This window comes from Streptomyces sp. NPDC002265 (genome assembly GCF_040296125.1).
GTDB lineage: Bacteria > Actinomycetota > Actinomycetes > Streptomycetales > Streptomycetaceae > Streptomyces.
Genome location: NZ_JBEOWS010000305.1, coordinates 1 through 12147, shown reverse-complemented (window position 1 = coordinate 12147; position 12147 = coordinate 1). Strand labels below are relative to the sequence as shown.

Sequence of the window (12147 nt, the reverse complement as noted above, 5' to 3'; positions counted from 1 at the left end):
GATCCCTTCCTGGCGTGCACCCTTCAGGAAGGGGTCCTGGCGTGACCCCCTCCCAAGAAGGGGTCCTGGCGTGACCCCCTCCCAAGAAGGGGTCCTGGCGGGGCCCCTCCCAAGAAGCTCTCCACCGACCCCCGTCCCCCGGACCCGCTCCCGGGCACCCTGTCCGGCACCGCCCCGCACCCCGCGAAACCCTCCCGAGCCCTCCCGGAGCCCGCCGACGCGCGGTACGCGGGCCGGGAAACCCCCGTTCGGCGGCACCCCGCCCGGCCCCCTCCAGAAGGCGACCCCCGCCCGGCCCGGAAACGATGCTGGAGAAGGCCCGCCGCCCGGCCGGCCCCCCGGCCCCGCGCTCACGGGAGGATCTGCCATGACCGCCAGTCTGGAGCAGTTGCGCCGCTGCCACTTCGCCGTCGACCTCGGCGCGGCGAGGACGCGGGTGTACGTGAAGGGGGAGGGGCTCGTCGTCGACCAGCCGTCCACCGCCGCCGTGAACACCCGTACCGGCGCGCTCATAGCGGTCGGTGAGTTCGCCGAGAAGATGACGGGCCGCACCCCGCACTACATCCGTGTCATGCGCCCGGTGTCCGGCGGCACGGTCGTCGACATCGACATGGCGCAGCGCATGCTGCGTCATCTGCTCGGCGACAAGATCCGCCGTACTCTGCGCCGCAAGCCCCGGCTGCGCGCCGCCGCCTGCACCCCGCACGACGCCGACCCGCTGGCGCAGCGCGCGACGATCGAGACGCTGGTCGGCCTGGGTGCGCGCCGCGTCGAGCTCGTCGACACGCTCATCGCCGCCGCCGTCGGCTGCGGGCTGCCCGTCGAACAGCCGGAAGCCACCATGATCATGGTGTGCGGTGCCGCCGCCACCCAGGTCGCGGTCCTCTCCCTCGGCTCCATCGTGACCGCCGAGCGGATCCCGGTCGGCGGCGAGGCCGTGGACCACGCGATCGTGCAGCACCTGCGTCATGCACACGAGCTGATGCTGCCTAGCCAGTCCGTGCGGCCGCTCCAGCTCGCCCTGTCCGTCGACCGCGCCGCCTCGCCGGGGCTCATGTCCACCGAGATCCACGGCCGGGACGTGGCCACCGGGCTCCCCCGCTCCGTACAGGTCGACACCGCCGCCGTCCGCGACGCGATCGAGACCCCGCTGACCGCCGTGCTCGACGGTATCGGGCGGGTGCTGCGGGAGTGCCCGCCCGATCTGGTGGCCGACCTGGCCGAGCGCGGGATCATGATGGTCGGCGGCTCCGCCCTGCTTCCCGGACTCGACCGGATGCTGCGGCAGGCCACCGGGATGCCGGTGAACATCGCCGAGCGGCCCGACGTGTGTGCCGTGCAGGGGCTCGGCGCCATGCTGGAGGGCCGGATCGAACCGCTGACCCTGAACCCGCTGCCCGCCTGATCCGAGGGGCGGCAGCGCCATGGCCGACGCGCGCGTACCGGGCCTGCCGCCCCTGCTCGACGCCGTCCTCGGCGTCGGCACCGACCTCGAACTGCGCACCACGCTCCGGCACATCGTGGCCGCCGCCGCCGAACTGACCGGCGCCCGCCGCGCGGCCGTCGCCACCACCGGTCCGGATCCGGACCGGCTCGTGGAGATCCGCGACACGGACCGCCCCGGACGGCCGGGCTCGCACCGCCCCGGACAACCGGATGCGGACCAGCCCGGACAACCGGATGCACACCACCCGGGACAGCCGGGCTCGGACCGCCCCGGACAGCCGGGCGGGCCCGGTGCGCTGGAGGTGCCGATCCGGGTGGGCGAGGAGACGTTCGGACGGCTGTACGTCGCCGAGAAGCGCGCCGGAGGCCCGTTCACCGCCGAGGACGAGCTGTTGCTGCACGCCCTCGCCGCCCAGGCGGGCATCGCGATCGGCAACGCCCGCCTGTACGAGACGGCCCGCAGGCGCGAACGCTGGATCGAGGGCGCGGCGGCCGTGACGACCGCCCTGCTCACCGGCGATCCGGCCGCCGACGCGCTGATGACGGTCGCCGACCGGGCCCGGGTCCTCGCCGACGCCGCCGCCGGTGTCATCCTCCAGCCCACCGCACAGGGCGGCATGGAGGTCGTGACCGCCTCGGCGCCCGGCGACCCGGGCGGACTCGTCGGGACCACGATCGAGCCGGGCCATCCCGTGCTGGCCCGGCTCCTGGGCGGGGAAGCGGTGTTCGTCGACGACCCGGCGGGCGACCCGCGCACGACGACATCCGCGGGGCGCCGCTTCGGCGCGAGCATGATGCTGCCGCTCCAGGCCGGCGGGCGGCTGATCGGCACCCTCGTCCTCCCCCGGCGGCGCGGCGAGCACCCGTACACCCCCGAGGAACGGCTGCTGGCGACGCAGTTCGCCTCCCAGGCGGCCCTGGCCCTGGTCCTCGCCGACGCCCGGCACGGACGGGAACGGCTGGCGGTCTACGAGGACCGCGACCGGATCGCCCGCGACCTGCACGATCTCGTCGTCCAACGGCTGTTCGCCACCGGCATGATGGTCCAGGCCGCCCGGCGCCGCAGCGACGCCGGGGACACCGGGGACGTCGGGGAGACCCTGGGCCGGGCCGTGGACGAGCTGGAGTCGACGATCGAGGAGGTGCGCACGGCCATCCTCGCCCTCCAGCAGCCGCCCGCCGAGGCTCCCGTCACGGTCCGCGGCCGGGTGCTGCGGGAGGCGGCGGGCCTGGCCGCCGTGCTCGGCCTCCAGCCGTCCGTCCGCTTCACCGGAGCCGTCGACAGCCGGGTCCCGGACCGGGCCGCCGGGCATCTGCTGGCCGCCCTGCGCCGCGCTCTGGCCGCCACCGCGGGCCGTACCGCGGTCTCCCGTGTCGAGATCACCGTCGATGTCACGGCGACGCTGCCGGACGGCCGCGAGGGCGTACGCCTGACGGTCCACGACGACGGCACACCACCGCGGGACGGCGACGCCGACAGCCACGGCGGCGGGCTCGGCGGCAACAGTGGCGACGGTGACAACGGCAATGGCAATGGCAGTGGCAGTGGCAGTGGCGACGGTGGTGGTACGACGGTGACCTGGCAGGCGCCGCTGTGAGCGGCGCCCGCCGGCGAGCCCGGCCCGACGGCGGACCCGGCCGGCCGGTGCTCCCGGCCGGCTGTCAGTAGGGCAGGATCCGGCCCGAGGGCGTCCTGCGGTCGATCTGTTCGTCCCGCGGGGCGGCGGGCCGACGGCTGACACGGACACGAACCCGGGCCTGACGATTCATGACGCCTCCTCGTGCTGCGCATCCGGTACGGAACCCATGCCCCGTACCCGACTCCCCCACCCTCGCGACCTCGGCGGTGAAGCACATCGTGCCCACACAGGCACCTCTCATGCACAAGGAACGGGAATCCTCGGCGGCGGCCCGCGGCCCGGGCCGGGAAATCCCCCGCGTCCCGTGCTGACCCGGCGTCAACATCACCGCAGGTAGGGCGGCTCGACACAGAATGTCAGCGGCTGGACCCCCAGATTTAACGACGTACCCCTTGATACGCCCTTTCTACGCGCGTAACCTCAGCCGACGCATCGCCCCAGACAGCCGTATCGCACCTCATGTGCCGCTCGTGCAGCGGACGTTGAAGGAGAGTCACCCTCGTGCCGATTCACAGACCCAGCGCAACGCGTGTAGCCGGCGCCGCATTCGTGGCCGCGACCGCCACCGCGGCCGTCGTCGTGGCACCGCTGCCCGCCGCCTACGCCACGCCGTCGTCGACTGCGGTGATATCGGAGGCCTACGGCGGCGGCGGCAACTCCGGGGCCACGCTGACGAACGACTTCGTGGAGCTGGCCAACCGTTCGACGGCCGCGTACCCGCTCGACGGCTACAGCGTCCAGTACCTGCCGGCCTCCGCGTCCGCAAGCTCGCTGTGGCAGGTCACCCCCCTCACCGGCTCGCTCGCCCCCGGCGGCAGCTACCTGGTCGGCGAGGGCGCGGGCACCGGCGGCACGGCCGCGCTGCCGGCCCCCGACGCGACCGGCTCCATCGCCATGGCCGCGGGCAGCGGCACCGTGGCCCTGGTCAAGGGCACCACGGCGCTGACCTGCAAGACGGTCGCCGACTGCACCGGCAACCCCGATGTCGTCGACCTCCTCGGCTACGGCACCGCCGTCGTCCGCGAGGGCTCCGCCGCTCCGGCCGCGACCAACACCACCTCGGTGTCCCGGTCCGCCTCGCTGGCCGACACCGACAACAACTCCGCCGACTTCAACGCCGGTACGCCCACCCCGACCAACAGCGCGGGCCAGACCGCGGGCGGCGGCGACGGCAGCGGCGGCTCCGGCGGCCCCACCGCGCCCGGCGCGTTCCGCATCCACGACATCCAGGGCACCACCCGGGTCTCGCCCCTCAAGGGCCAGAGCGTGGTGGGCGTCCCCGGCATCGTCACCGCCGTGCGCACCACCGGCAGCAAGGGCTACTGGATCCAGGACCCGACCCCGGACGCCGACCCGGCCACCAGCGAGGGCCTGTTCGTCTACACCGGCTCCGCTGCCCCGACCGTCTCGGTCGGCGACTCGGTGCTGGTCAGCGGCAAGGTCACCGAGTACTACCCGGGCACCGGCACGCAGTCGGTCACCGAGCTCGGCAGCCCGGTCTCCACCACCCTGTCCAGCGGCAACGCCCTGCCGGCCGCGGTCGTCCTCGACGACTCGACCATCCCGGACGTGTACACGCCCACCGCGGGCGGCGGCAGCATCGAGGCCCTGCCCCTCCAGCCGGCCGTCTACTCGCAGGACTTCTACGAGTCGCTCGAGGGCATGCGCGCCTCGGTCAGCGACGCCCGCGTGGTCGGCGCGACCAACACCTACGGCGAGATGTTCGTCACCGCCAAGCCCGACGAGCGCCCCACCCCGCGCGGCGGCACCGTCTACGGCGCCTACGACCAGCAGAACACCGGCCGTATCGAGATAGCCGCGGCCGACGGCTCCACCCCGACCCTCAACGTCGGCGACGAGCTGGCCGGCACCACCACCGGTCCGGTCGACTACGCCTCCTTCGGCGGCTACCTGCTCGCCCCGACCGCCGCCACCACCGGCACGGCCGTCGACAACGGCCTCAAGCCGGAGGTCACGCGCCGCGCGAAGGGCAATGAACTCGCCCTGGCCACCTACAACGTGGAGAACCTCGACCCGACCGACAGCGACGACAAGTTCACCCGTCTCGCCAAGGGCGTCGTCACCAACCTCTCCTCGCCCGACATCGTCACCCTGGAGGAGATCCAGGACGACAACGGCGCCACCGACGACGGCACCGTCTCCGCCGAGGCGACGCTGACCAAGTTCACCGCGGCCATCCGGGCGGCCGGCGGCCCGAAGTACTCCTGGCGCTACGTCAACCCGGTCAACGACCAGGACGGCGGCGAGCCCGGCGGCAACATCCGCCAGGTGTTCCTCTTCAACCCCAAGCGGGTCTCCTTCGTGGACCGCGCCTCCGCCACGGACGCCTCCACCACCGCCGTCTCCGTGGTCAAGGACCGGTGGACGCACGAGGCCCGCCTCTCCGCCTCGCCCGGCCGCATCAACCCCACCAGCACCGCGTGGAACAGCAGCCGCAAGCCCCTGGTGGGCGAGTTCAGGTTCCAGGGCCGGACGGTCTTCGTGATCGCCAACCACTTCAACTCCAAGGGCGGCGACGACCCGATGCACGGCCGTTTCCAGGAGCCCAGCCGCTCCTCGGAGACGCAGCGCAAGCTCCAGGCGCAGGAGGAGAACGCCTTCGTCGACTCCCTCCTCGCCGCCGACCCCAAGGCGCGGATCGTGGCCCTCGGCGACCTCAACGACTACGAGTTCTCCGACGCGGTCAAGACCCTGACGGACAACGGGAAGGTCCTCACGGACCTCATCAACACCCTTCCCGCCGACCAGCGTTACAGCTACGTCTACGACGGCAACAGCCAGACCCTCGACCACATCCTGACCAGCCCGTCGGTCACCCACTACGACTACGACGTCGTCCACATCAACTCCGAGTTCGCCGACCAGGCGAGCGACCACGACCCCCAGGTGGTCCGGATCGACGTGAACAAGTGCGGCGGCAAGGCCTCCGAGCCCGGGCCGGGCTCGCACAAGTAGGTCCGACCGCCCGTTCCTCCCGAGCCCTCCGTCCGCGCCCCACCGCTGGACGGGGGGCTCGGGCGTGTGCGCGCGGCCGCATACCGCACGAGGACGGCGGCGATCGCGGATTCACCGGTACCCGTCCCCGCCCGTGCCACCGCTTCCTACCTTGGACCCCCGGGACACCCGTGCGGGCCGCTCCCGCCGGAGCAGGCCCGCGCGCTCGCACAGACGCTCTGATCAGGGGGTGCCGTGAAGACCTCACGACACGGGTACGACGCCGAAGTGGCGGAACTGGGACGGAGGATGCTCGAACGGGCCGCCCCCGTGGCGCCGGAACAGGTCGCCGCCGAACGCCGGGCGTTCGCCATGATGGCCATGGCGTACTTCGCGGATCCCCGGCGGGCGCCGGCACCGCGCGCGGCGGCGGAGGACGGACCCCTGAGGCTGGGCCTGCCCGGCGCGCACGAGCTGCTCACGCCGGTCCTGCTGGCCGCGGCCTGCGCGGTGACGACGTACCTGGCGGACAAGGCGGCCGCCTCCTCGCGGGAGCCGATCCGCCGGATGCTCCACCGGACCCCCGGCGAGGCCGGGCCGCAGGGCGCCGCTCCCGCGGCGGAGGAGCCGCCCGCGGCACGGCTCGACGAGGAGCAGTGGCGGGAGGTGCGGCGGATCGTGACCCGCACCCTGATGCACCACGGAGGGATGCCGCAGGACCGGGCGGAACTGATGACGGCCGCGGTGGTCGGCGACGGGCCGGCCGGGCAGGAACCGTCCGGCTGACCCCCACCCGGCCCAAAACCGGCACACCGTATGCGAGGGCACCCGCGAAGACACCCGCGCGGCACCCGGCCGGCGCGCGGACCGGGCCGCCCGGCGCGGTCCCGTCGGGCAGGGCTCCACCGGGGTGCGACCCTTGAGCTTCGCTGTTCACAGGGTTGCCGACAGGCGCTCCTGCCGCTGGAGGACCGCTCTGAGTACCACCGTTGTCTTCGAGGCCGTCTCGGTCGTGCTGCTGCTGGCCGTGCTGGCGTTCGCCGTCGTGCGCCCGCGCGGCTGGCCGGAGGCGGCGGCCGCCGTACCCGCGGCCGTGCTGGTCATGCTTCTGGGGGCCGTGTCGCCCCACGACGCCTGGGCGCAGACGCGCAGTCTGCTGCCGGTCGTCGGTTTCCTCGCCCTGATCCTCGTACTGGCGCAGCTGTGCGCGGACGAGGGCCTGTTCGAGGCGGCCGGGGCGGCGGTCGCGCGCTGGTGCGGCAGCGGCGCGGGCCGGCTGCTGACCGGGGTGTTCGTGGTCGCCTCGGTGACCACGGCGGTCCTCAGCCTGGACGCGACGGTGGTCCTGCTCACCCCGGTCGTCTTCGCGACCGCGGCCCGCACCGGCGCCCGCGCGCGCCCCCATGTGTTCGCGACCGCCCATCTCGCGAACTCCGCGTCCCTGCTGCTGCCGGTGTCCAACCTGACCAACCTGCTGGCGTTCTCCGCGAGCGGGCTGACGTTCACCCGGTTCGCGGCGCTGATGGCGCTGCCCTGGCTGGCCGCGATCGCCGTGGAGTACGCCGTCTTCCGTGTCTTCTTCCGCACCGACCTGGCCGCGGGCACCACGCCCGGCACCACGCAGCCGGGCCCCGACCTTCCGGTCTTCACCCTCGTGGTGCTGGCCCTGACGCTGGCCGGCTTCGTCCTGACGTCCTTCGCCGGGCTCGACCCGGCGTGGGCGGCGCTCGGCGGCGTGCTCGTCCTCGGCGGCCGCGCGCTGCTCCGGCGCCGCAGCACGCCCCGCGAACTGGTCGGCGCGGCCGCCCCGCTGTTCTGCCTGTTCGTGCTGGCCCTGGGCATCGTGGTGCAGGCGGTCGTCGACAACGGCCTGGACACCGGGCTCGGAAAGCTGCTGCCCGCCGGGGACTCGCTGACCGAACTGCTCGTCGTGGCCGTGGTGGCCGCGGTCCTCGCCAACCTGATCAACAACCTGCCCGCCGTCCTGGCCCTGCTGCCCCTCGTGGCGCCCCACGGCCCCGGGCCGGTCCTCGCGGTCCTGATCGGCGTGAACCTCGGCCCCAACCTGACCTACGTCGGATCCCTCGCCACCCTGCTGTGGCGGCGCATCCTGCACACCCACGGCACCCGCGCGGAGCTCGGCCCGTTCACCCGGCTCGGCCTGCTGACCGTACCGGCCACGCTTCTTGCGTCCACCCTGGCCCTGTGGGGGATGCTGCACACCATCGGCACCTGAAACCGCCCCTCCGCTCCCGGAGCCGCCCCATGAGCGCCATCGTCTGGATCACCGAGGGCACCTGGCCCGCCTGCGTCGACGCCGCCCTCGCCCGCACGGCCCCCGACGAGGAGATCGTGCTGCTGTACGTGAACGACGACGCGCTCGCCGAGACCGCCCACGGCGCCTTCGCCGGTCTGCTGGGCCGCGGCCACCGGGAACGCGACCCGGGCACCCGGCTCGAACACCTCGCCGCCGCCTCGGCCCACCGGCTGCTGCAGGATGCCGCCGACCGCCTCGGGCGCGACTGCGTCCGCATGGAGCGCGGCGGACGCGTCGAGCACGAGGTCGTCCTCGCGGCCGAGGGCGCCGATCTGCTCGTCCTGGCCCGTGACGGCGACCGCACCCGCCTCGGCCCGCACAGCCTCGGCCCGGCCACCCGCTTCGTCGTCGACCACGCCCCGTGCCCCGTGCTGCTGGTCTGGCCGGGCGAGGCCCCGCGGACCACACTGCCGCCGCCGCCCGGGCCCGGCCACCACCACTGACCCGGCGCCCCGGGGCGCCGGGTCGAGTTGACTCGACCGACACGCGGGCCAAGGATCGGAAGAGGGCCGACTCTCGACACATGAGCGGGTGATCCGGACCCGCCCTCGCAGGAGGAGGCAGGTCCATGCGAGGAAGAATCCAAGCAGTCGCAGTCCTGGCAGTGACATCCGCGGCCGCGGGCCTCATCGCGGTGTCGGCCGCGCCCCCCGCGGCGGCACAGAGTCCGGGGATCCCCGCCGCGGAATCGGCGCTGCGCTGCTATGCCACGCGCAGTGATCCAGCGGAAATCGTGTGTTATCGCATATCGGCGAAGGCCGAATTCCGGCACGGTGAAATGGTCTACATTCCGTTTCTCGTCCAGGTGCCCCGGCCATCGAATCCGCCGGCCACGATAACCGTCGAAAGCCTCGACGACATCCGTCCGACCTGACAAGTCACTCGACGGACTCGTCTCCCAGTACACCGTATTTGAGTGCCAGCCGGGTGAGATCGGCCCTGCGCCGGGAGCCGCTCTTTCTCCGCAGTCGCTCCAGGTGCGTGTGAACGGTGTTCTCGGTGATGTTCAGCTCGGCGGCGATCTCGCGATCCGTGGAGCCGGCCGCGACCAGTTGCAGGATCTGCCTCTCCCGGAGGGTGATGCGAGGGGGCGGCGCGGGCAGGCTGTGGCCCGCGAGACTGGCGCCGAAGTAGCTGCTGCCCGCGGCGACGGCGCGGACGGCCGTCACCAGCTCCGTGTCGTCGGTGTGCCTGCTCAGATACCCGCGCGTGCCGGCCTGGATGCACAGGACGGCGTCGGACTGCGTCTCCGAGATCGACAGCACGATGACCGCGTACCCCTGCCGGTGCAGCCGGGCGACCTGCCCGGACGCCACTTGATCGGACATCTGCAGGTTGATCAGCATGGCGATGTCCGCGACGTTCTCCTTGTGGGACAGGTCTTCGACGCTTTTCACGAAGGCCGTGATCTCGAGGTCCGGCTGGGTGTTGATCGCCTGCGCCAGACCGGACCGGAGCAACGGCCAGTCGCAGACAACGGCCAGGGACGTCACCGACGGGCTCATCGAAGGCTCCAGCGTAGGCGGGGGCCCCGGCCGCATGACGGGGCGGGGCGGACCGGCCGGCGGCTCCTGCCGTCCATTCCCAGCGTCGGTCCTCGCGCGGGGCGCAGCACTCCCGGCGGCCCATACGGGCGGGTGCGCGGGCAGGTGTACGGGCGGGTGTGCGACGGTTCCGCGGCGAGCGGGCCCGTGCCGCCGAGGCGTACCGCCCGGCACCACGCACCACCTGTGGTCAATTCCGCGCTCGGCATGTGGTTAATTCCACCCACAGGACCGACACCGGTTCGCTTATCGATTACGTCGCTCTCTTGCTTCACGTGTGGGTATTTCCGGCGACAGCCGAGGTGATCGAATATTCTCCGACCTGGGATTCCAGTTGACTCAGCCGACACGCGAGGCGAGCATCGGACTGGGTCGCGTCGTCGACCGTACGGAGCAGCCGAAATATATTCGACTCCCTGGAGGAGGAATTCCATGGCAAAGGGAATTCTGGCAGCGGCGGTGACAGCGGTGATATCCGCGGGATCGGTCGTCTGCTCCATTCCAGCCGCTCAGGCCGCCACCGGTCCGACGGCTGCCCCGGCGGCGACATGCAGGCTGCAGGGCGGGACGGTGACCGGCACCGGCTTCACCCCCAATCAGATGTACGACGTCAAGAGCAACGGAAAGTCCATCTTCAAGGCCGCCGCCGGAGCGACCGGGAACATCAAGGCCACGGTTTCCGCCGGCGGCCCGATCTCCCTGGGCACCGTCAAGTGCACGTCGTCGGGGACCGCGTCCGGCACGGCAGCGAGCGCCGGCGTCGCAGCGGCCACCGCGAAGGGGGCCGCAGCCGCGCAGCAGGCGGTACGCAGTGGCGCATCCGCGGCACAGGCCACCGCGATCGGGCGGCAGGCGGCACAGACAGCGGCGCAGCAGCTCGGCCTGCCGGCTTCCGTGGTGAACCAGGTGACGAACAACGTCACGAACATCGTCAACAACACGATCAACGGCGGTACCGGCAACACCATCGGCGGGACCCAGATCGGCGGCCAGGGCAACACCCAGGGCGGCACCCAGGGCGGGACCGGCAACACCCAGACCCAGGGCGGCACCCAGGGCGGCACCGGCAACGCCCAGGGCGGGACGACGGGCACGACCGGAACCACCGGGACCACCGGGACCACCGGCACGACCGGAACCACCGGAACTACCGGGACCACCGGCACGACCGGAACCACCGGAACTACCGGGACCACCGGCACGACCGGAACCACCGGAACCACGGGCACGACCGGAACCACCGGGACCACCGGAACCACGGGCACGACCGGGACCACCGGGACCACCGGGACCACCGGGACCACCGGGACCACCGGGACCACCGGGACCACCGGGACCACCGGGACCACCGGAACTACCGGAACCACGGGCACGACCGGAACCACCGGGACCACCGGAACTACCGGAACCACGGGCACGACCGGAACCACCGGGACCACCGGAACTACCGGAACTACCGGGACCACCGGGACCACCGGAACTACCGGGACCACCGGAACCACAGGCACTACCGGAACCACAGGCACCACCGGAACCACAGGCACCACCGGAACCACAGGCACCACTGGGACCACCGGGACCACAGGCACTACCGAGACCCCGGGGACTGCCGGCACCACCGGCACCACCCAGAGCGGAACACCGACCGGCAACACCACGACGACAACGCCTTGAGGTGCGCGAAGACCAACTAAATCCGCGGTTCATTCGCTGCGCCTCCCACGGCGCCAGGCGGTCCGCGTCAGACAGCACTGAATGCCGAAGCAAGCATCGCTTCACGCAAAGAGAAAAGGAGCACGTCGTGCGGCTCAGTCGGAAGCAGCAGACAGCCACAGCAATCGCGTCGATGGTGATCGCCGGAGGACTCGCCACGGTCGGTGCGGCCCCTGCCACAGCGGCGCCTGCACCAAGCAGCGCTCAGACGCAGGTTGAGAAGACGGTCTGCAAGTTCAATCAGCAGCGCACGCAGCGGGTCTGCAAGCAGGTCTTCGGCAACACCCAGGGCGGGACCCAGGGCAGTGGCCGAGGCAACACCCAAGGTGGCACGCAGGGTGGCGGTTTCGGTAACACCCAGGGCGGCACCCAGGGTGGCGGCGGCGGCAACACCCAGGGCGGCACCCAGGGCGGTGGCGGCGGCAACACCCAGGGCGGCACCCAGGGTGGCGGCGGCGGCAACACCCAGGGCGGCACCCAGGGTGGCGGCGGCGGCAACACCCAGGGCGGCACCCAGGGTGGCGGCGGCGGC

General features: G+C 72.6%; 10 protein-coding genes. 9 read left to right on the top strand and 1 reads right to left on the bottom strand.

All coding sequences use genetic code 11. The annotated features are described in order from the left end of the window. Positions 1-367 precede the first annotated feature (367 nt). The 7 genes from ABT085_RS36090 to ABT085_RS36060 all read left to right on the top strand — a co-directional run bounded on the left by ABT085_RS36090 (position 368) and on the right by ABT085_RS36060 (position 9232). Positions 368-1405 (top strand): rod shape-determining protein, encoded by a 1038-nt coding sequence (locus ABT085_RS36090; RefSeq protein WP_351617889.1) that lies wholly within the window; start codon positions 368-370, stop codon positions 1403-1405. Positions 1406-1424: 19 nt separating this feature from the next. Then, positions 1425-3044: a GAF domain-containing protein gene (locus ABT085_RS36085; protein WP_351617887.1), complete on the top strand. Its 1620-nt coding sequence runs from the start codon at positions 1425-1427 to the stop codon at positions 3042-3044. A gap of 543 nt (positions 3045-3587) precedes the next feature. Further along, positions 3588-6062, top strand: a complete 2475-nt coding sequence (locus ABT085_RS36080) for a DUF8508 domain-containing protein (RefSeq protein ID WP_502982884.1) — start codon at positions 3588-3590, stop codon at positions 6060-6062. 234 nt (positions 6063-6296) lie between these two features. Then, entirely contained in the window at positions 6297-6827 is a 531-nt protein-coding gene (locus tag ABT085_RS36075) for a hypothetical protein (protein WP_351617884.1), read from the top strand. A 190-nt stretch (positions 6828-7017) separates the two neighbouring features. Further along, positions 7018-8277 carry an SLC13 family permease gene (locus ABT085_RS36070; RefSeq protein ID WP_351617892.1) on the top strand — a complete coding sequence of 420 codons (1260 nt, stop codon included), beginning with the start codon at positions 7018-7020 and terminating at the stop codon, positions 8275-8277. A 29-nt stretch (positions 8278-8306) separates the two neighbouring features. Further along, positions 8307-8801 carry a universal stress protein gene (locus ABT085_RS36065; RefSeq protein WP_351617881.1) on the top strand — a complete coding sequence of 165 codons (495 nt, stop codon included), beginning with the start codon at positions 8307-8309 and terminating at the stop codon, positions 8799-8801. 161 nt (positions 8802-8962) lie between these two features. After that, positions 8963-9232 (top strand): hypothetical protein, encoded by a 270-nt coding sequence (locus ABT085_RS36060; protein ID WP_351617879.1) that lies wholly within the window; start codon positions 8963-8965, stop codon positions 9230-9232. Between the two features lie 4 nt (positions 9233-9236). Here the strand turns inward: ABT085_RS36060 and ABT085_RS36055 are convergent, their stop codons facing one another. Next, positions 9237-9863 carry a LuxR C-terminal-related transcriptional regulator gene (locus ABT085_RS36055; RefSeq protein WP_351617876.1) on the bottom strand — a complete coding sequence of 209 codons (627 nt, stop codon included), beginning with the start codon at positions 9861-9863 and terminating at the stop codon, positions 9237-9239. Between the two features lie 471 nt (positions 9864-10334). Here ABT085_RS36055 and ABT085_RS36050 point away from each other — a divergent pair, with 471 nt between their 5' ends. Both ABT085_RS36050 and ABT085_RS36045 read left to right on the top strand, forming a co-directional pair. Further along, the gene (locus ABT085_RS36050; protein ID WP_351617873.1) at positions 10335-11576 is read left to right on the top strand and encodes a hypothetical protein; all 1242 of its coding nucleotides are present in this window, start codon (positions 10335-10337) and stop codon (positions 11574-11576) included. A gap of 127 nt (positions 11577-11703) precedes the next feature. Continuing rightward, on the top strand, positions 11704-12147 hold a 444-nt coding region (locus ABT085_RS36045; RefSeq protein WP_502982883.1), incomplete at its 3' end, for a hypothetical protein.